The following is a 20520-nucleotide window of genomic DNA, read 5'->3' on the forward strand; positions in this document are numbered from 1 at the left end:
GCGTTCTCTTGCAGGGCCTTTCAATCAAATGCGACCAGTGAGCGTAGCGAACAGGGAGCCATCAATAGCGGCCCTGTCAAGAGCAACGCAGGGTTAGGCGTCGCGGTTCGCCGCGCTCACTGAGTGCGCTACTCTGCCCGGCGCCGCTTGGCTTCCATTTCCAGTCGGATTTCGTCGTACATCGCATCCCACCACCCTTCAATTTCCTGGCACGCCGCTTCAACTGCCTGCATGCGACGTTTAAGGCTGGCGGGTGCGGCCTCGAACGCAGGAGCAAACAAGTCCACAACTCTGCAGTGCGTCTTGACGGGGTGATCCCCGTGCTCGCCGAGATACGTGTAGAGAATCGACGATGCGTTTAGTAGGGCCTCGCTGCTAAGCTTGAACTCTTGAGAGGCGTGCAGCTTGATCGCACCGACGACTCTCTCGGTACCACGCTCAAGGAGCAGGAGGTCGGGAGCTACCACGATCTGGACGTTGCCGCGATGAATTCGAGCGCCCTCGCGCTGCCCCGCCGAAGCGATGACCTTGTCCGACCGAACTGAATCCGCGATCGGTGAGAAAGCCTCAATCGCGCGGGCAGAAGCCAGCAGGGAATCCTGCTTGGACTTCTTCGCTTCGGAAGCCGCCGAATCTCGGAGTCGATTCGCGCCTGCGCTCAGATCGCGGCGAGTAGTCAGTGGCAGCCGCAGGTACTTTCGGATCTCCGTCTTCGCTTCGACATACCACCAGCGGCGCTTCTCAGAGTCATCTAAGACCTGCTTGATCTGCGCTCGAACCAATGACCGCCGCCGAGTTGAACTCGCTGAAACCGAGTACTCCGCGACTTTGCACATCGGGAAGACAGGAGCTTTGCGATTCATGTCGTTCATCGGGATCTCCGTAGGAGGGCCCCGGATTCTAGCCGAATGAAAGCCGAATCTCAAGGGCCACGCGGCGGCACCCCTCTCGAAGGCTAGCGACGCCTAACGCCCAGCGCTCTGCCGCGGGGCTCCTATAACAATGCGGCAGGCGAGCGCAGCGAGCCAGCCGCCCACTGAAGCCCGCCCCGTCGACAGCAGCGGTCCGTTAGCGAGCAGTCATCGATGGATCGGTCGAATCAGGAGCCGCCCACAGTTCCTCATATAGCACCTCCAACTCTCGCAACGCCGTTCGGCGCTGACTCAGTTCATTACGGCGGTCGTTCAGCCTCGACCCCAGGTCGGACATACAAGTCCAGTCACCGCGCTCAACCAGTTGCTGCCATTCCACCATGGCATGCTGGTACTGCGCGGTGAGTTGCTGCCACTGATGCTGCTCCTCGACGATCTGCTGCGCAATTACGGCAAGGGCTTCCGTCCGATGAAACCACAAGACCTCCTGCTGTTCAGGAGTCAAACTCGCGAGGGCCTCCGCCACGCTGGCCACCGGCTCGGGGATCCGCGCCGCCAGCGCCGCGACGCGCGCGGAGATCTCCGCCAGATCCTGCCGTGCCTGCGTCAGCCGGTTCAAACACACCAATTTCTCATCCATTGGGGATCCTCTCGACGTCGTCGGAAAAGTATGACTCGCTAACGCCCGAGTTCAGCTGCAAAGGATTCAAATAAGAGTGCGGGCGAAGCCCGCACACATCAATAGCGATCCTTTGTCAGCTGCAACGTTCGTTAGCCTGCTGCGCACGGAACTAGACCGGGTGAATGTCACGTCTTACAAGCGCAGGACCGAACGAGGCGAGTAGATGCCGCGTCGGTTCATTGGAGCGCGTCGAGGTACGCGCGCACTGCTCCCGCCAACCCGCGTTCGAGAGCATCGACGATCAACGCGTGGCCAATTGAAACCTCGAGCACGTTGGGAACCCGTCGGAACGCTGGAAGGTTCTGAAGATTGAGATCGTGTCCGGCATTCACGCCAAGGCCGGCGCGTTGCGCTGCCTCAGCGGCAGCGATGCACTGTCTGAGTACGGCCGACGCGTCGCCCCGAGCATGCGCGGCCGCATACGGCTCGGTGTAGAGCTCGACTCTGTCGGCACCAAGCTCCCTCGCGAGCGTCCACTCGTCGCTCGTGATATCCATGAACAGACTCACTCGCGTTCCGCCGCGCACAACCTCGGCAATTAGCGGCGCGAGCCGTCCGGCCGAATCGGCAAGACACCAGCCCTGATCGGACGTCACCGCGTCCGGAGCGTCGGGAACCAGGGTGACCTGATGTGGGCGCACTTCGGCGACTAACGCCATGAATCTGGGAAGGGGTTGCCTTCGATGTTGTACTCGATGGCGGGGTGCGCACGCAGCAGGGCCCCCAGGTCCTGGACATCGGATCGCCTGATGTGGCGCTCGTCAGGGCGAGGATGCACCGTGATGCCGTGCGCGCCGGCGGCAAGGCATAGCTCAGCCGCGTGGACGACGCTTGGAATGCCGATGGCGCGAGAGTTCCGCAACAGGGCCACTTTGTTCAGGTTCACGCTGAGTTTCGTCATGATCCATCGTGGACAGTCGATGAAAGCCCGTGCGCGGATAAACCCCAGTATATCGCCCACGCCCACGGGCGACACGAGTCGAGACGCAACGCGATTCCTGGTCGGCGCCATGAGAGGCGGTACAGCCTTGGACTCAGCGAGATGTCTCCGTAGATGCTGGTTGTCAGGCTAACGCCCCGCTTCTGCTGCGGGCGAATCAGATAAAGTGCGCGCGCAGCGCGCACCTACCATAGCTCGCCCGTCGGCAGCAAGCCACGTTAGCTGGCCGCCGAGTACACCGCGACTTCCGTGCCGAGGCGCGAACCGAGACGATCACGCTCGACTTCCAGATCAAACCGGGTCTGTAGGTTGAGCCAAAACTGCGCGGAGGTGCCGAAATAGCGGCCCAGACGCAGCGCGGTATCCGCCGTAATGGCGCGCTTGCCATGCACGATCTCGTTGATGCGGCGCGGCGGCACCGACAGGTCCTGTGCTAGCCGGTATTGCGAGAGGGCGAGCGGCTCGAGGAACTCCGCCAGCAGGATCTCGCCAGGGTGGATAGGAGCGAGCTTGGGTGTCATATGAGGCTCAGTGATAGTCCACGATCTCGACGTCGTGCGCCGCGCCGTCCTTCCAGCGGAAGCAGACTCGCCACTGTTGGTTGACGCGAATGCTGTGCTGCCCCGCCCGATCGCCCTTGAGCTTCTCCAAGCGATTCCCGGGCGGTACCCGCAGTTCCTCGAGCGCGACCGCAGCATCGAGCACCAGTAGTTTGCGGAGCATCACGCCCCGCAACGAGGGCGGAAACCGCCGCACAGGCTGGCGATCAAAAAGCCGCTCACTATCGCGATCGGCGAAACTGGCGATCATGAAGATATCGTAACGCTCGGCGATAATAACGTCAAGCGTTATGCGACCGCCTGGACCAGCTAACGCCCAGCTTCTGCTGCGGGCGAACCTAATAGAGCGTGCACACAGTGCGCGCCTACCATAGCTCGCCCGTCAGCAGCAAGCAACGTTAGCCTGCCGCGCGGAGATCCTTCGCCCTTCATTCAGCCACGAGTGGTCACCGAAAGTGGCCAGGCAAGGTCGTTGTCCTCGAAGTAGCCAAACGATTCACCGCCCCGCGTCCAGACCCACTCCATGTACCCTCCGATGAATCCTGAAGGCAAAGACCATCTTCGCTAGTAGGGGAACTCTACGTTGTCGAGCCAGTCCTTCAGATTCTTCTCGCCGAATTGAAGACTCGTTGGGGAATACCATTTGAACTCCGACGAGTTCGCTTTGAGCGCGTTGCGACCGAAGGCCGCCTCAGGATCGTATCCGGATGAGCTTTGGACATCCAGCGTGCATGCCTTCAACGCGTCGCGCTTGGCGCAATATGCACGAAACATCATCAAGGCCGGCGCGACGTGATTCAGCCAATCTTCGACCGGCTGGTCAGTCGTTCCAAGCCGTGGGTATCGATACGCCGTGCCACCAAGATTCTGCCAACCGAAACGCTCGAACATGGACTGCAGTCGACCATAGTCGGTGTTCTCGATCTTGGTGGTATCGAGGTCAAAGGTCAACACGATGGGCATAGAGACTCCCCATGAGGTCCGAACGGGTGCGGAGTAACGGCACAACAACGAGATTGGTCAGGCTAACGCCCGCTTCTGCAGCGGGCGCTCAAACGAAATGCGCGCGCAGCGCGCTTCCGACCGTTCGCCCGACTGCAGCAAGCATCGTTATACCGTCACACGCTGCGGGAGCCGAGAGCTGAGTGAAGGGCTGGTATGAAGGAGGCGTCACTTGTGCAGAGAGCCGTGCTGCTTCCTGATCAATCGCAGTCGCTTGGCGGGAGCACCAAGCCGTTCAGACCACTGCGGATTCGGACAAGCTTCTTACAACCGATCGTGCCGATGGATTTCCGATTGTGATCAAACATCTCGCCGCTGCCGAGATGCAGCTTCACGCGGGTTTCATAGTTGTGAGCATGTGGGTTCGAAGGAAACGAATCGGCATCGTTCTTGTGAACACGCCAAGCTTCGCCCTTTACTCGAACGGTTTGCTCGGTCAGGTGACGTGGAATGTCTTCGGGAACCAACGGCTCGTTCTCGGTAAACTCGGCGAGAATCTCTGGATGGAACTTCTTGAAGTTGAATGACCGAAGGTGCTCAACTATCTGGGATGCGGTGAGACCCTTGTCGAGGATCGCAGAAGGCGTGTTCTCGGGGATCTCCAGTACTTCGGTCAGCGCATTCTGAAGGTCGAGGCCAGATATCTCCAGTCCGTGTAGCACGCTGAGGACAGCGCACGCATCCTTTGATGCCTTGGTGTAGTCAACGAGACGCTGTTCGCTCAGATCACTCATGCTCGCATCACCTCACGCTTCGGTATCGGTATAACGCCCAGCGTTCTGCTGCAGCGCCTCCAATAGAAGGCGGCCGGACGGGCGACATGCGCCAGCATGGCGCCCGCCTGCCGCACACCGAAGCGCGCTGTCGGCAGCAACGCCCCGTTAGACGTCGGCACGACCCCTAGGCTTTGTGGTCTTCTCGAGATTTCTTCAACGCCGCAGGAAGTCGCTGCCAAACTTCGCCCAGTTCGTTGATGATCGGCTGTAACTGAAATGCTTCGCCGAAAACGACTGGCGAACCCATACTGAGATTTAACGCCCGAATTTGTCCCTTCAGCGCCGGAGAATCGTCACCAATCCCGCTGAAGACGTTGAAATCAGCCCAGTGCCCTGGGGTGGAGGGCCCGAGCCACACATCTATCCTCTCGTCGAAGTGTTCAAGGTGGTTGCGACATTTCCGCGATAGGAGCGCACTGTCGTCTGCAACGTCTAACAACTCCCGGAGTCGGATGCCCCTATTGGCGCGGTCAGTGCGTTCGATAGCTGAACCGCTGCTGACGTTTGGCCACAACATTTTAGAGATCTGCGCAGCGGCAAGCACAAAGTCTTGTAGAGCGGGCCAATACATACCGTGATTGACCGGTCTGGCGTTTTCATCTCGCAATGCAGTGTTCATTTGCTCCACAGCTTGCATTGCGAATCGGATCTGGCGTCCGATCTCGCCAAGGAACGCTTGCTCTTGCGTAAGTGAGGTTTTCATAGATTTAGTATGTCTAACGCCATGTCGCTCTGTTGCGGCGCATCTCATAGAATGCGCGCGCAGCGCGCGACCGAATAGAGGTGCGCCGTCAACAGCAGCGGCTCGTTATACGCGGACTCCTTGAGCGAGTGGCCCCCGCGCGAGCCGGCGGCCGAGACGGACCGGGCCCTCCCGCCGTCGCCCGCCGTAGAGTCGGACCGCCGCCGCAGGGACCTCCGTGGGCCATCTCGCGCCGGGACCAACCCGCCCCCGGGGAAGTCACGACGAACTCGCCGCTGACCCTCGCGCACCGGAGCACGACGCCACGCCGGGCCCACCAAGAAAAGTGTCCGCGCTATAACGCAAAGTTCTGCCGCGGGCAGTTACAACAATGCGGCAGGCGAACGAAGTGAGCCAGCCGCCCTCCTCAACCTGACCCGTCGGCAGCAACGGTTCGTTAGACATTTCTTCGCCTATCTTGCTCTTACAGCATCCTGCCACTCCTGCGGAAGAACCGTGAGCTTTTGCTTTACAACTTTAGCGTCGTTCTGCACCGCCGATCGCAAAGCGGAGATCAGTGCTCTTCGGTGCCCCTCCGTGGAGGCAATCTTCGGCAACACTGACATGAAATAGTCAGCGACGTAATTTTGAGTGTACCAGTTTTGTTCCAGTAGACCAACAAGTGCGCCGACCAATGCGTCTCGGTTTCTGAATCGAGGGTAAAGTGAGTTCGCCCATGTACCGAGAGAACCTCCGCGTACCCGAACTGGACTAAAGAGATCAACCCTGCCATTGAGCGTGTCCTTGACAATCGCGTTCTCAAGTCGCAGCCTGCAGAGCGGAGTGAGTGCTTCCCAACCATCTGCGCCCAAATACAACAAAGCGCGTAGATGATTCACCCAATTGCCGTTCGGCACCTCTGCTGTAAGAACATCGCTCAAGAATTCTGCAATGCGCTCGCGAATATGTGGTAAGCACTTCGCGTGTAGGATGCGAATAATTGCGCGATGCACATCCCGAACGTGACCTCCTTCTATAAGCGCAAGCAGCAGATTTGGTGCAGTCGTAAATGGCAACGTCTCGAGAACAGCCTCTGCATATTCATCGCCTTCAACAAAGGCCTCATCAAGAACGAGTTGCAGCCCATAGCTCACTGCTTCTGTGGAATCTGCTGTAATTGCCCCGTTTGTTTTCTGATCAAAGGACGATCGAAGACCTGATGCACTAACTGCGATGTCTAGAGAATCGTTGAAAGATTTCGCCAGTCCTGGCGGCTCTTTTACTTGCTGGAGCAACTCTTGGAGGACCAGGCGGGCACTGAGAGTGTCTCTTCTTACACGTTCCTCGAATGTCCTAGTGGTTAGATGGCTTCCATTGGTGATGTAGAGCAAGTCGATAAGCTTTGCCGAGCCATCCGCAATCATGACATTCTCGGTATGTAGATCTCCATGCGCCACGCCCTTCTCGTGAAGATGGAGTAGTGCATCCATAACTCCGAGCCCAATGCTTCGCGCGATAGACAGTTCTAATCGATCCTGAAGTAAGAGACTAAACAACGTCTCTCCTTCAACCTGCTCCATCACTATAGCCTGGACTCGCCGAGATGGATCAACGGGATCTTCGATACTCTCTACGCTCAGCACGCGCACAATGTTCGGGTGATCAGCCTTTGCGAGAATCTTTGCATGGCCAAGTGCAACGCTGTCTGCATCTCGATCAGGCCGAATTATTTTCACCGCGACACTGCGGCCAATCTCATCTTCGGCCGCATACACATCACTATACGCTCCATCACCTAGTAGTCGGCCAAGTTTCAGGTTCATGGTTGCTCGATTCGAGGATGTCTAACGCCCTTTGGTTCAAGGGCGAAGGGCCACTCGCCGTAACCTGGAACTCCGTCTGAAATCATGCCAGGCCCTTCGTCCCTTGCAACCAATTGTTAGGCAGTCCTGTGGTACAGACCGGGTAGATCGGTAACAGAGTAGTCCGGGAACATGGGTAACAGTTTCCCCATAACGTGCACAGCGAGCCCCTTTCTGACGAGGTCGCTGATGCCCTGGACGGAGACTGGACCGATGGAGGAGCGTCTGCAATTCGTGCGGGACGCGCTGAGTGATCGCTTCACGATGAGCGAGCTCTGTGCGCGCTACGGCATCAGCCGACGGATCGGGTACAAGTGGCTGGCGCGCTATGAGGCGGAGGGGCGACCCGGACTGCGGGATCGCAGTCGTGCGCCGCATGAGTGCCCCCATCGCATTCCAAAGGCGGTGGAGGCCCTGCTGCTCCAGGAGCGGCAGGCGCATCCGTTCTGGGGAGCGCGCAAGCTGCTCAAGGTCCTAGAGACCCGGTATCCGAAAATTGAGCGATGGCCAGCGGCCAGCACCGCCGCGGATCTGCTCGCGCGGCACGGCCTCGTACAGAAACGTCGCCGCCGTCGGCCGTCGATGCATCCTGGTGTGGTGCGGCCCACCACGGCCGCGCCGAATGATTTGTGGACGGCCGATTTCAAGGGCCAGTTCCGCACGGGGAATCGGGTCTACTGCTATCCGCTGACCATCGCGGACCAGCACACGCGCTTCCTCCTCGAGTGTCGCGGCCTGCTGTCCACGCAAACGGTGACGGCCAAACCCGTGTTTGAGCGTGTGTTTCGTGAGCATGGCCTGCCCATCGCGATGCGTACCGACAACGGCGTCCCGTTTGCCACGCAGGCCATTCATGGTCTCTCGTACCTGAACGTGTGGTGGATGCAGCTCGGTATCGCGCACCAACGTATTCGCCCAGGCTGTCCGCAAGAGAACGGGGCGCACGAGCGCATGCATCGCACGCTCAAGCGCCAAGCGATCAAGCCGGTGCGCGCCACTTGTGCCGCCCAGCAGCGCAACTTCGACGCCTTTCGCCGCGAATACAACACCGAGCGACCGCACGAGCGGCTGGGTCAGGAAACGCCGGCGTCGCAGTACCGGGACTCCCCGCGCCCCTATCCGGAGCGGCTGCCGATCCCGGACTACCCAGGGCACTTCCTGGTCAAGAAGGTGACGACGGGCGGCACCTTTCGCTTCCGCGATCGCTTGCTGTATCTCGCCAACGCGATGGTCGATCAGCACATTGGACTGGAAGAAACCGATGACGGCATCTGGGCGATCCACTTCAACATGGTCCTGCTCGCCACCTTCGACGAGCGCGACTATCGGATCACGGGGTAACTCACCAAGTGTTACCCATGTTGCTGGACTTTTGTGTTACCCATCATCCCGGCTGTTCAATGCTTGCGCGAACTTGCTCTTCCCTCGCTTCATCGCAAGGAAAGGGACGCTTCTACACGAAGAACTCAACTCTTCGCTCACTGTTGCTCGTCGGATTCACGAGCATTCTCCATCGAACGGTGACAGTCCATGAATGCTGACTGACATCGACGCGCCAGTACTATGAACGTCTCCGCATACAGCCTGTGGTCGACCGATGGTAGCACTTGCGCGAACGCCACCGTCGCCATCTCCAGTGATAGCGCGGCATTTTGCCCGGGGTCAGCAAGTCCATGATTCACGCTCCCAGCAAGCAGAATATCATCTTGTGCAGCGGTTACGCCGAGGGCTCGTAGTCCGCCTGGGCCAGCGTGGACGGCTTCGCTTGCCCATCGATAGAATGGCCGCCATCGTTTGAGATCGAGATGCGCTTCAATATCGGCCAGAGTAACACGTTCTTTATCGAGCGCAGCGCACGCCCACCCATAGTCGCCGCCGAATGACTTTCCGAATCGGGCAATGAGCTCGTCGTGCCTTGACCGTAGTTCAGCCAATTCGTTCGGAGGGACAGGATCCCAACCGAGCGCCGCGACGTGCTCTTCGAACTGGTGGGCCGCGCGACTAGCGCCCACAGCGTCATGCAGCAAGTAGCGTTCCGCGACGTCGGATTCACTTTGGCGCAGGAACATCGCTACAACAGCGATCTCGTGAAGCGTGCGCCAACGGGCGTGAGCACCATCTGGATATCCCGATTCCAGTAGAGCCAGGATTTCACCGCACACCCGACACGCCCGTGCGTGAAGGCGATGCAATGCACAGACGATGGGATTCTTGCCTAACACTTCATCCTTGCGTATTCGCTCGTGCATTTCATGGCCGAACTCGACGGCGGTGTGTACTAGCACCTCAAGCCGATCCAGTCCGTCTGCCCAACGATCGTGCAATCGTCGCCGAAAGCCAGACCTGTCGCGTCGAAGCTGGCGCAGGAGTTTGCCGGTCCTCTTCTCCATTCTATCGGCGATCGCTTTGGCGCCTTCCTGAACAATCTCGGGGATTGCAGCCGTGAATCGCCGAGTGATTTCGTCCGCGCCGTGATCGAATTCGACGTCGTCCTTAGCCACGGCCGCAAGCTGCTTTAACTCCTTAGCTATACGCTTGTTGATTGCCTTCAACAGCGTGTCGCCACTCGATAGTGCGGGTCGCTCGCTAGTCATTACTCAGATGTTTGTATTGCCGCCTAACGCGCGCGTTCTGCTGCAGCGGCCAACAATAAGGTGCGGCGGCCGAGCGCAGCGAGGGATAGCCGCCACCTTATGGCCGCTGTCAGCAGCAACGCACAGTTAGACGGCGTCTCAACGGGACTTACCCTGAATTGCGTCAGAGTTGATCTGAAATCCAACCGTGCCCTCAACGATCCTCTGACGAAGCCGCTCAACGGAGTCCGACCGGAGAACTGGCAAGTCGAGGTGACGCGCAATGCTCTCCAGCGTCACCTTGGACACTCCCTCAACTTCGAGGGCTAGTGCTGCCTCTTGTCGCGTTCTCGCTTCTCGCAGGGACGCCAGAATCACCGCATGATCAATCGTGCGTCTCGCGGAACGGGGTACCCGCGCATGCATCTCTGGCACTTCACTGGTCTGAAGCCGCCGTCGACCGTCAAGCAGTGCCTCTATCTCAGCGTCAGAAAGAGCCTCTAGAAACTCTGCGACTACACGAAGTATCTGACCCTGCCTACTTGCCTTCTTCATGCTGGGCTCCAGTGTGCTAGTCTTGCCTGAAACTGGTCGACGAATTCTTCGAGACCGAGGACGACGTCGTTGTGAGTCCCAGAGCTATACCTGTGAAGGACGACGGGCAGACCAATTTGGGGAGCGTCCCCGAAAATAGTCTTGTTCTCTCTGATGTGGGCATCGAACACATGCGTTCCAAGCTTCTTCGTCTTCGCAATGAACGGGCGAATAGCCGCAATCGGTTGGCCACCGTAGATCTGCACCATCGTAAACACTATGCCCAAGATCTCTGGCGAGATCCGTGCGACACCTGCAGTCCCTTCAAGGTTGGCATACTCGTTGTACGATTCAACGAGCTCATTGAGATTTCGCTGCAGGTAATCAATACCAAGCGTTGAGAGATAGTCTGGCTTTGCTGGGATGAGCACGAAATCGCTGGCTACGATCGCGGTTTTTGTTACGACATTGAAGTTCGGAGGGCAGTCGATAAGCACGATATCATATGAATCGTCCGCGATCTGACTGAGACCATCTGCAAGACGGCGATGGACCTTAAGGTAGTTGAGCTTGCTCTGCTTTAGAGTCGCTCCGCCCAGCTCAGTGGCGAGTTCAAGATCTACGTTTATCAGTCCCAAATGCGACGCAATTAGGTCAAGCTTTCCTTTTCCCCTCAAGACAGCGGCCGCTCGTCTTGGAGTGACCACTAGGTCGGTGAGCGCGCCAGTCGACTTATTCATGAAGGCGTCAAACCACGACTTGATCGTTTTGGAGGCTGCCAGATCGCGCTCCCACTCGTCGGGCGTAACCAGCGAGAATGTGAGGCTTGCTTGCGGATCGAGGTCGATCAGGAGAACCCGCTGGCCTCGCCACGCAAGTTCGGCCGCCAAGTTAGCGGTCGTAGTCGTTTTGCCGACGCCGCCCTTGTAGTTGATCACAGATACGATCCACATGCAATGTCACTCCTACTGGTAGAATAGACTGGTGGGTAGTGGATTTGCGCAACGATATGACTTGACCGTCTAACGCTCGCGTTCTGCAGCAAACGCCTACTCGGAGGCAAGCGGGGCGTTCGCACCGGCCCTTGACACTATCGCGAACGCCCCGCGCTCGCCACACTGATCTTCGCAGCGTTTGACTGCAGCAACGCAAGGTTAGACCCCGCCGCGCGATGATGGGGGTTCAGAAGTACACGCCGGCGCGCAGCACGAGCTGGCCGAGGGAGGCACTCCACAGCGTCGTGCGCACGTCCGGCACGCGCACCGTCGAATCTCCGCCGACCGTGCGTTGGGTGCCGCGCGAGTACAGGATATCGCCTTGCCACGCGGCCCCGAGACTCAACTGCGACGTCACCATCCAGCTGCCACCGAGTTCGGCAAAGGGTCCGCCGCCCGTCAACGTCGAGCGCGTTTGTGCCGACGCACCTGAGATCAGGTTCAGGTTCTTTTGCGCGCGCTGATCGCGCGACATCAGCACGCCAAGGGTGAGCGACTGCAGGACCTTCCCGGCCACGGGCCGATACCAGCGGGTGCCCAGCCGCAGCCGCGCGAACGACTGCGTTTGCGTCAACGGAGCGTTGCCCGACTGCCGGGACACCTGCCCCGCCACATCCAGCACGAGCGCGCGGCGTCCGGTGTGGAAGCGCAGGACGCCGACCCCCGTCGAACTGCCGAGATTACTCCCGAGCGAGAACTCCGCGCCCCACTGCCCCGCGCGAAAGCCCGTCGAGTCCGCGGCCGGGGCTTGCGCGCGCACGGCGAAGATGGGCAACACGCTGCTGAGAGCTACCAGCCCAATCAATCGAAGACGTCGCATCGAGCCATGAGGAAGTTCGCGTATCAACCAGGCCGAGCGGACACGCGCGCACGGCGCCGCTCCTGTACCTCTCAAGTTTGCGCGTCGCGCCATGAACCGTCAACGCACGCAGGACGGACGGTCCCAGAAGAATTGCATCGATGGGACGCGACGTCGGTTGTGGCACGGAGCGCTGTTGATCGGGATGTCTAACGCCAAGCTTCTGCTGCGGGCGAATGAAATGGAGTGCGCGCACGCCGTGCGCGCTTACCATAGCTCGCCCGTCTGCAGCAAGCCACGTTAGGCCTTGCGCGGGACAGGCGTCATTTGCAGCTCGACGCCCAGGGCGCGGATCACCTTCAAGACCGTATCGTACCGCGGCTTCGCGCCGGGCGCCAACGCCTTGTAGAGACTCTCGCGACCCAGGCCCGTCTCCTTCGCCAATTGCGCCATCCCTCGCGCCTTCGCCACATCCGCGATGGCCTGGAGGAAGAGATCGGGATGCTCACTCGCAAGGGCCACATTCAGATACTCGGCGATGACCTCCTCGCTATCGAGGTAGTCGGCCGCATCGAAGGCCACGGGCTTCTTCATCGCTCCCTCTCCAGTTTGGTCCGCAGCGCTTGGGCCTGCCGAATATCACGACGCTGGCTGGCCTTGTCACCGCCACACAGCAGCCAGTACGTCACGCGGCCCTCCCGCCAGTAGTACACCCGATACCCCGGTCCGGTGTGGATCCGGAGTTCGAACACCGCCTCGCCTACGGCCGCGTGATCCCCGAAGTGGCCGAGCTCGGCCGCACGAAGCCGCGCCAGGATGCGCGCCTTCCCGATCGGGTCGCGGAGGGCCTTCAACCACTCATCGAACTCCGTCGTCCGAAGGAGAACGCTCATTTAGAAATGTATCCCAATGGATACTCTTCGTCAAGAAGAAGCTCCTTGGCCAGCCTAACGCGTATTAGCCTGCGGGGGATCACTGCAAGCACCGTCTTATATTCGCGATCCTTGCCGCCTAAATCTCTGACGGACACAACTCTTCAATTTCCCAAGTCATTGAGCAAGACTCACTTGGGCCTATCGGTCAAAATGCCCCTGTCATCTTATGCTGCAGCGAACGCTGCATAAGACTCGATCGCGCAGAGAGTCGACCTGGGCGCTACCCCTTCGGCACATCCAGCGGGCTTCGGACACCCCGGCCACCGCGATTGAGCACGTGCGTGTAGATCATCGTGGTCGAGACATCGCGGTGCCCCAGTAGCTCCTGCACCGTACGGATGTCGTAGCCGTCTTCCAGCAGATGCGTGGCGAACGAATGCCGGAATGTGTGGCACCCAACCCGCTGTCCTATCCCGGCTTGTCTTGCGGCCGCGGCCACGGCGCGCTGCAGGACGGTCTGATGCACGTGATGCGTGCGCCGTTGCAGGCTCAGACCTTCCCGGTACTCGCGTGCCGCGGGGAACACCCAGCACCATCCCCACTGCCGACTCGCGTGGGGTGCCTTGCGATCCATTGCCCCAGGCAGGGCCACGTACCCGCCGCCGGCCGCTATCCGCCGTGCCATGAGGGCTCTCACCTGTCGGAGATGCGCCCGCAGGGGAGCGACCAATGCGTCCGGCACCATGGTGATGCGATCACGCCCGCCCTTTCCCTGGCGAACCCGCAATTCTTTCCGGTCGAGATCGAGATCCTTCACCCGAACCTGGCAGCACTCGCTCAAACGCAGGCCGGCGCCGTACAACAGGGACGCCATCAGCAACGGGGCGCCATCCATCTGCTGCAATACACGCCGCACTGCATCTCTGGACAGGACGTTCGGCAGACGATGCGGAACCTTGGCCGCCAGAAAGCCACCGATTGCGCCAAGTGGCTGCTCCAGTACGTCCCGATACAGAAACTGCAGCGCGGCAAGCGCCTGATTCTGTGTCGACGCCGCAATCCGCCGCTCGCGCGCCAACCAGGTGAGAAACTCCCCCACCTGATGGCCACCCAATGCAGAGGGATGCTGCATCCCGTGAAACCGCACATACTGCCGGATCCATCGGACATACGCGTCCACCGTGCGCGGACTGTAGCGACGCACCGTCCCACGGTTCCGCACACGGGTCAACAAACGTTCTCCGGTCATACCAGAGCATACGCGTGCACACGCCTCGGACCGTCATCGTTTCCTTCCCGGTCGTGTCTCTTCTACGCAATCACTCCCATCATCCGCCTCTCATGACGGTGCATGTCCTTCCCGTCCCGCCTCCACCTACTTCCGCGTCGAAAACCGGAACGGCGCGTACATCGGGCACCACGACACCAGGCTGCTCACCAGAAATGCCACCGCGATCACACCCAGCACGATCGCCAACGTCCCGCTGATCTTGCCGGTGAAATACAACGCCACGATCACCAGCGCGAGCACGGTCCGAATGGCACGGTCCAGCGTACCCATGTTCTTCTGCACGAATCCTCCTGTGTGTGTGACGGCAACGGTCCGGCGCACCGGTCGCGTCCGGCTCCCGACGCCAACATCCGCTCCCCCCGAACTTCCCCAGTCCGGTCCGATCCGCAATAGGTCGATCCCTTACATTCCCACCCATGCCTCTTACTGCACGAATCCTGGTCGTGGCGGCCACGGCCCGCGAACTCGCGCCACCGGAGGGGTGGCGGACTCTGCAATGCGGGGTGGGGCCGGTGGAAGCGGCCATCGCCACGTCCTCCGCCATCGCCCATGAACGTCCGTCGGCCATCCTGCACGTGGGGATCGCTGGCGCCCGCCGCCGCGCGCACCTCGCGCCGGCCGCGCTCGTGGTCGGTAGTGAAGCACGCTACGTGGATCTCGGAGTGCCCGCCGATTGGGCGCCCAACACCATCCCCGCTTCCGTGCTCCTGTTGGCCGGAATACGACGTCTCTTCCCCTCCATACCGGCCATGCCCATCGGCACCACAGCCAGCGTGGGTGGTACCATCGACGCCGCCGCGCGCTCGTTCATGGATCCCTGCGAGGTAGAGGCCATGGAGGGGTTCGGTGTGCTGCGCGCCGCCCAGCAGGCGGGCGTGCCGGCCATCGAGGTCCGCGCCATCTCCAACGAGATCGAAGAACAGGACCGCGCCCGCTGGTACTTCGATGCGGCGTTCAAAGCCATCACCGATGCCACGCCCGCGCTGGTCGCCGCGGTGCGCGACGCGCTCCGCCAGCCGATCGCCAATCACTGATACGCACTGACACGCATCGAACCACGTGAACTCCACTCGCATCGTGATCACGGGGATGGGTCTCGTCTCCCCGCTTGGTGTCGGGACCGAAGCGGTCTGGACGCGCCTCCTCGCCGGTACCTCCGGTATCCGCGCGCTCCCGCCGGATGTCTTCGGTGATGTTTCCAGTCGCATCGCGGGTGTCGTGCCCGGTGCCGACGAACCGCATGGCTTCGATGCCACGCAGGTGCTGCCGTCCAAGGAGCTCAAGAAGGTCGACCGTTTCATCACGTTCGCACTGGCGGCCGCCGACGAGGCGCTCGCCCAGGCCAACTGGCACCCGGAAAACGACGAACAACGCGCCCGCACAGCGACGATCATCGCGTCGAGCATGGGTGGGTTCCTCAACATCACCGATGCCGTGCGCACCACCGATGGTGCGGGTCCGCGTCGTCTCTCGCCGTTCACGGTGCCGTCCTTCCTGCCCAACATGGCGGCGGGCTGGGTGTCCATCCGTCACGGTTTCAAGGGCCCGCTTGGCGCTCCAGGCACCGCCTGCGCGGCCAGCCTGCAGGCCATCGGTGATGCGGCACGACACATCCGCGCCGGCGAGGCCGATATCGCGGTATGCGGGGGCACCGAGGCCGCGCTCAACATCGTGGGCATCGGGGCGTTCGCCGCAGCGCGTGCTCTGTCGACAGGTTTCAACGATCGTCCCACGCAGGCGTCCCGTCCTTTTGATATCGACCGCGATGGGTTCGTGATCGCCGAGGGCGCGGGTGTGCTGGTGATCGAATCACTGGAGCATGCACAGGCCCGCGGTGCCACACCGATCGCCGAGATCGTGGGATACGGTACGGCGGCCGACGCCTATCACATCACGGCGGGTCCGGAAACGGGGGATGGCGCCGCACGGGCCATGCGCGCCGCACTCGCGCAGGCCCATCTGGCGCCGGACGCGGTGGGACATCTCAATGCACACGCGACGTCCACGCCAGTGGGAGACAAGGCGGAACTCGCGGCCATCCGCTCGGTGTTCGGCGCGCACGCATCACCCGCCATCAGTGCGACAAAATCCGCCACCGGTCACACCCTCGGCGCCGCAGGCGGCGTGGAAGCCATCTTCACCGCACTGGCGCTGCGTGATCAGATGTTGCCGCCCACGCTCAATCTCACCACACGCGATGCGGCCACCGAGGGACTGGATGTCGTGGGCCCGGTCGCGCGGGCTGCGTCCGTCGAATACGCGCTCTCCAATGGCTTCGGCTTCGGTGGCGTGAACGCGAGTGTGCTGCTGCGTCGCTGGACCGACGCGTAACATCGCTCATCGGTTCTCCGTCATGCGCACACTCATCTTCGGTTACTCGCCCTGCCCCAATGACACCTTCGCGTTCCATGCGCTCGCGCATGGACTGGTCGACGCACCGTTCACCATCGAACCGGTGCTGCTCGATATCGAGGAGCTCAATCGCCGGGCACACGATGGCGCGTTCGATCTCACCAAACTGAGTGTCGGGGCGTTTGCCGCCGTCGGCGATCGCTATCGGTTGCTCCGCAGCGGTGCGGCACTCGGCAAGGGCGTGGGTCCCCTCGTGGTCGCACGCGCACCCATGTCACTCGAGGCGGCCATTGCCGGCGGCCCGGTCGCCATTCCGGGCCGCGAGACCACGGCATACCGCTTGCTGCGTCTCGCGGCGCCGTCGCTCACCGACACGGTGGAGCTGCGCTACGACCGCATTCTGCGCGCCGTGGCCGACGGAGCGGTGCACGCGGGTCTCATCATTCACGAGAGCCGCTTCACCTACGCCGATCATGGTCTGCACAAGGTGATCGACCTCGGCGACTGGTGGGAACGGGAGACGTCGCTGCCGGTCCCGTTGGCGGGGATCTGCGCCCGCGCCGATCTCGATGCCGATATGACGACCGCAGTGGAGCAGGCCATCCGTGCGTCGGTGCAGTATGCCTTCGATCATCCCGAGGCGAGTCGCGAGTACGTGCGCGCTCACGCGCAGGAGATGTCCCCGGAGGTGTGCGCGCAGCACATCGCACTCTACGTGAACGAGCACTCCCTCGATGTGGGCGACCAGGGACTGGCGGCCATCGCACGCCTCGTCTCCGCTGGCCGCGATCCGTAAGCGTCAATCGCGCGTCCACCGAACATCCACCAACCGGCTCCGTCCCACGCCGAGGTGCACATGGCCACCCAGGACGACGTCCGTCGCATTGTGCTGTCCCTCCCGGGCGCCGAGGAGGCCGACGACCGCTTCGCGTTCTTCGTGACGGTGAAGGACAAACCCAAGGGGTTCGTGTGGGTCTGGCTGGAGCGGTTCCACCCGAAGAAAGCACGCGTCCCCAATCCGCGTATGGTGGCGGTCCGCACGAGTAGCGTGGCGGAGCGTGATCTCATGATCGCCGCAGAACCCGGCATCTTCTTCACCGAACCGCACTACAACGGCTATCCGGCCGTGCTCGTCCGCCTGGACGAGATCCCGCTCGACCAGCTCGAGGTGATCATCCTGGAGGGCTGGCGGCGAGTGGCGCCGCGCGAGCTGGCCGACCTCGTGGATTGACCGCAGGCCTCTCCTCGCGCTCCAGGTACCAGGTTCACACCCGCTGTTGTGAGGGGCCGTGGGAAGGCGCACCTTATGAGGATGCGCCCGTCCGTAATGCGTCGTACCGCGCTCGGAACCCTGCTGCTGGCCCTGGCGATCGCGCCGATCGCGTGGTCACAGCGTGGACGCGTGTTCATCGAGCCGAATGTGGCTTACGATGGACGCTTCACCTTCGTGCGCCTCCGGTATACCCAGGGCTATCGCATGGCCTGGAGCGCGGACTACCCGGCCATGGAACGCAACTTCATGGCCATTCTGGGTGACCTGTCCACCCTCCGCCTGCACCGGCGCGGAAGCAATGTGCACACGCTCGACGACCCCGAACTGGCACGCTATCCGGTCGCCTACCTCACCGAGCCGGGTTACTGGTACCCCACCGATCAGGAAGCCGAGGGGCTGCGCAACTGGATCCTCAAGGGCGGCTTCCTCATCGTGGACGATTTCTACTTTGCCCAGCAATGGGCCGTTTTCGAAGCCGGCATGAAAAAGGTGCTGCCGCAGGGGCGCATCGAGCTGCTGAATGTTTCCCATCCGGTGTTCAATTCGTTCTTCAAGATCGAGACCCTCGAAGGTATGACCCATCCGGCCACCCGGGCCGCCAAGGCGGTCTATCTGGGCATCCACGAGGACAACGATCCGACGAAGCGTCTGCAGGTGGTCATCAATTTCAACAACGACATCGGTGACTACATGGAGTGGTCCGGCGAGGGGTGGTACCCCGTCAATCTCTCCAACGACGCCTACAAGTTCGCCACGAACTACGTGGTGTACGGTCTGACCCACTAGTTCCGCAGCAATCCCCTCCCCTCCTCTTCCCCAATCACCGAGATATTCCAGTGCCCCTGATCGATCATGATACGTGGATGAAGGACACGGCCCGCATCGGTCGTACGCGCAGCAATGAATTGAAGGCGATCGATACCGCGTTCCTCGAACTCGAAAAACTCGGTACGCCGGCCGCCAGACAGAAGCTGCTCAACGCCTTCAATGCGTGGAAGAAGAAGGAAGGCACCGGTGACGCTTGGAAGAAGAGCGCGCGCAACCACCTGCGCGCGCCCGAAAAGCTCCAGGCGATGCTCGATGGCAAGGGGGACGACGACAATGCGTTCTCCGATGGCCGGGCACCCGACTTCATGCACGAAGATCTCATCAACGCGCGTCTGGGGGTGCTGTACCTGTTCAGTCGCGTCAGTGTGGCGCCCGGACTATTCAAGCTGGTGCTCGAAGGCGGTTTCGATATCGCCGGTCAGTCGATGGATATCGGCGGTGCGAGCGATCACGACAAGGGTATCGTCTCCAAGGTCGGCAAGAGCACGGGCGGTCCGGTGGGATGGGTCGGCAACAAGATCGAGAGCAAGCTGATCCCGCAGGTGCAGCCCCAAAACATGTCGCTCCCGCAGAACGCCAAGCCGAGCATCGAAGCGGGTGCCCGGGCCACCCTGGTCACCTCCGAGCAACTGCTGCGCGACGCCGAGCGCGCCAATCAGCTCGCCTCGCGCTCCAACCTGCAGGTGATCAAGGACAAGCTGCAGGAGTGGTTCGACATGCTCGTGCAGAAGGTCCAGGAGATCATCAAGCAGAAGTTCGGCACGGTGGAAGGCATTGCCGGGATGGTGAAGACGCTGGTGAAGGGCATCGTGAGTGTGGTGGCTTCGAAGGCGGCCCCGTTCGTCGGCGCGAGTCTCGACATCGTGCGCGGTGTGGGCAAGACCATCGATGCGGCCATCACGCGTTTCCGCGCCTGGAAGGACGGACGTGACGTGGAAGTGGCACAGGGTCATCCGGCGGTGATCGTGCAGTCCATCACACGCGCCATGACGCTGAGCCTGTTCGACGGGCTGTATCAGACGCTGAAGGGCGTTGGTGCGCTGACGATGGATGCCGTGGGTTTTGGCGCCGGTGCGATCGTCAACCTCGTGGTGTCGGCCACCGAGCTGGTCGTGAAGTTCATCTGGCGCCTGGTGGAGGCGGTGCGCATCAATGCGTTCTGCGCCGAGGCCCGCGGATACTGGGAAAACAGCAACTCGGTGGACTCGCTGCACCGCCGGCCGTTTGCCTTCACCGAGTGGTATCGAGGATATGCGCTCAATATTCCGCTCATCTCGATCCTCACGCTCAACACCGGCATCTGCGGCGACAAGATGCGCTACCTGACGATGTTCAAGGCCGGTGGCAGCGAGACGATCAGCAGCAACGAGTTCAGCAACGGCGTACGTTTCCTCGACAATCTCAAGCCGTGGGGCGCGGAGTACATCAAGTCGACCGGTTTCACCATCCGATCGGCCGGTGACGTTCTCGTCGATCGCCTGATCAACAGGCTGGCGACTTCGCACGAGAAGGAAAAAGAGATGTACAACTACGTGCTCGACGTGATCACGGCCTGATCGTCATGGCAAAGAGAAAGCGGGCGCGGCTGCATGGCAGCCCCGCCCCCTTTTGTTTTAATAACCAC

The 20520-nt window shown here is 61.1% G+C and carries 22 protein-coding genes and 1 pseudogene; 7 read left to right on the top strand and 16 right to left on the bottom strand.

Features of this window, described 5'->3' with window-relative positions:
* Positions 1-128 precede the first annotated feature (128 nt).
* The 9 genes and pseudogenes from WG208_RS10955 to WG208_RS11000 form a co-directional block, all read right to left on the bottom strand.
* A complete protein-coding gene (locus WG208_RS10955; RefSeq protein ID WP_337171394.1) occupies positions 129-872 on the bottom strand; it encodes a hypothetical protein in 744 nt (247 codons plus the stop codon).
* Between the two features lie 196 nt (positions 873-1068).
* Complete coding sequence (locus tag WG208_RS10960) at positions 1069-1512, bottom strand: hypothetical protein (RefSeq protein WP_337171395.1); 444 nt, start codon at positions 1510-1512, stop codon at positions 1069-1071.
* Between the two features lie 218 nt (positions 1513-1730).
* Positions 1731-2455 (bottom strand): annotated as a pseudogene (locus tag WG208_RS10965) (pyridoxine 5'-phosphate synthase).
* A gap of 257 nt (positions 2456-2712) precedes the next feature.
* Complete coding sequence (locus WG208_RS10975; protein WP_337171398.1) at positions 2713-3015, bottom strand: HigA family addiction module antitoxin; 303 nt, start codon at positions 3013-3015, stop codon at positions 2713-2715.
* Positions 3016-3022: 7 nt separating this feature from the next.
* Positions 3023-3304, bottom strand: a complete 282-nt coding sequence (locus WG208_RS10980; RefSeq protein ID WP_337171399.1) for a type II toxin-antitoxin system RelE/ParE family toxin — start codon at positions 3302-3304, stop codon at positions 3023-3025.
* 314 nt (positions 3305-3618) lie between these two features.
* Positions 3619-4017 (bottom strand): hypothetical protein, encoded by a 399-nt coding sequence (locus tag WG208_RS10985; RefSeq protein WP_337171400.1) that lies wholly within the window; start codon positions 4015-4017, stop codon positions 3619-3621.
* Between the two features lie 239 nt (positions 4018-4256).
* Positions 4257-4790: a hypothetical protein gene (locus WG208_RS10990; RefSeq protein ID WP_337171401.1), complete on the bottom strand. Its 534-nt coding sequence runs from the start codon at positions 4788-4790 to the stop codon at positions 4257-4259.
* A 166-nt stretch (positions 4791-4956) separates the two neighbouring features.
* Positions 4957-5535 (bottom strand): hypothetical protein, encoded by a 579-nt coding sequence (locus WG208_RS10995; protein WP_337171402.1) that lies wholly within the window; start codon positions 5533-5535, stop codon positions 4957-4959.
* A gap of 452 nt (positions 5536-5987) precedes the next feature.
* Positions 5988-7337 carry a protein kinase gene (locus tag WG208_RS11000; RefSeq protein WP_337171403.1) on the bottom strand — a complete coding sequence of 450 codons (1350 nt, stop codon included), beginning with the start codon at positions 7335-7337 and terminating at the stop codon, positions 5988-5990.
* 252 nt (positions 7338-7589) lie between these two features.
* Here WG208_RS11000 and WG208_RS11005 point away from each other — a divergent pair, with 252 nt between their 5' ends.
* Positions 7590-8717 (top strand): IS481 family transposase, encoded by a 1128-nt coding sequence (locus tag WG208_RS11005; protein ID WP_337171404.1) that lies wholly within the window; start codon positions 7590-7592, stop codon positions 8715-8717.
* Positions 8718-8854: 137 nt separating this feature from the next.
* Here WG208_RS11005 and WG208_RS11010 read toward each other — a convergent pair whose 3' ends face one another.
* From WG208_RS11010 to WG208_RS11040, 7 genes are all read right to left on the bottom strand, one after another.
* On the bottom strand, positions 8855-9877 hold the full coding sequence (locus tag WG208_RS11010) for a DUF5677 domain-containing protein (protein WP_337171405.1): 1023 nt from the start codon (positions 9875-9877) through the stop codon (positions 8855-8857).
* A gap of 623 nt (positions 9878-10500) precedes the next feature.
* Complete coding sequence (locus WG208_RS11015) at positions 10501-11436, bottom strand: AAA family ATPase (RefSeq protein WP_337171406.1); 936 nt, start codon at positions 11434-11436, stop codon at positions 10501-10503.
* A 229-nt stretch (positions 11437-11665) separates the two neighbouring features.
* Entirely contained in the window at positions 11666-12298 is a 633-nt protein-coding gene (locus WG208_RS11020; RefSeq protein ID WP_337171407.1) for a hypothetical protein, read from the bottom strand.
* 279 nt (positions 12299-12577) lie between these two features.
* Positions 12578-12871 carry an addiction module antidote protein gene (locus WG208_RS11025; protein ID WP_337171408.1) on the bottom strand — a complete coding sequence of 98 codons (294 nt, stop codon included), beginning with the start codon at positions 12869-12871 and terminating at the stop codon, positions 12578-12580.
* A complete protein-coding gene (locus tag WG208_RS11030) occupies positions 12868-13170 on the bottom strand; it encodes a type II toxin-antitoxin system RelE/ParE family toxin (protein ID WP_337171409.1) in 303 nt (100 codons plus the stop codon). Before WG208_RS11030 ends, WG208_RS11025 begins: the two co-directional genes overlap by 4 nt.
* A gap of 262 nt (positions 13171-13432) precedes the next feature.
* Entirely contained in the window at positions 13433-14401 is a 969-nt protein-coding gene (locus WG208_RS11035; RefSeq protein WP_337171410.1) for an integron integrase, read from the bottom strand.
* Positions 14402-14527: 126 nt separating this feature from the next.
* Complete coding sequence (locus tag WG208_RS11040) at positions 14528-14725, bottom strand: DUF2892 domain-containing protein (protein WP_337171411.1); 198 nt, start codon at positions 14723-14725, stop codon at positions 14528-14530.
* 134 nt (positions 14726-14859) lie between these two features.
* On the opposite strand from WG208_RS11040, the gene WG208_RS11045 reads away from it, so the two are divergent.
* From WG208_RS11045 to WG208_RS11070, 6 genes are all read left to right on the top strand, one after another.
* Complete coding sequence (locus WG208_RS11045; RefSeq protein ID WP_337171412.1) at positions 14860-15477, top strand: hypothetical protein; 618 nt, start codon at positions 14860-14862, stop codon at positions 15475-15477.
* Between the two features lie 25 nt (positions 15478-15502).
* Complete coding sequence (fabF, locus tag WG208_RS11050) at positions 15503-16774, top strand: beta-ketoacyl-ACP synthase II (protein ID WP_337171413.1); 1272 nt, start codon at positions 15503-15505, stop codon at positions 16772-16774.
* A 22-nt stretch (positions 16775-16796) separates the two neighbouring features.
* Positions 16797-17591, top strand: a complete 795-nt coding sequence (locus WG208_RS11055; RefSeq protein WP_337171414.1) for a 1,4-dihydroxy-6-naphthoate synthase — start codon at positions 16797-16799, stop codon at positions 17589-17591.
* Between the two features lie 60 nt (positions 17592-17651).
* Positions 17652-18026, top strand: coding sequence for a hypothetical protein (locus WG208_RS11060; RefSeq protein WP_337171415.1), 375 nt, complete (start codon positions 17652-17654; stop codon positions 18024-18026).
* 81 nt (positions 18027-18107) lie between these two features.
* Positions 18108-18854, top strand: a complete 747-nt coding sequence (locus WG208_RS11065; RefSeq protein WP_337171416.1) for a DUF4159 domain-containing protein — start codon at positions 18108-18110, stop codon at positions 18852-18854.
* A gap of 77 nt (positions 18855-18931) precedes the next feature.
* Entirely contained in the window at positions 18932-20452 is a 1521-nt protein-coding gene (locus WG208_RS11070; RefSeq protein ID WP_337171417.1) for a hypothetical protein, read from the top strand.
* Positions 20453-20520: the final 68 nt, after the last annotated feature.

Source organism: Gemmatimonas aurantiaca (genome assembly GCF_037190085.1).
GTDB classification, from domain to species: domain Bacteria; phylum Gemmatimonadota; class Gemmatimonadetes; order Gemmatimonadales; family Gemmatimonadaceae; genus Gemmatimonas; species Gemmatimonas aurantiaca_A.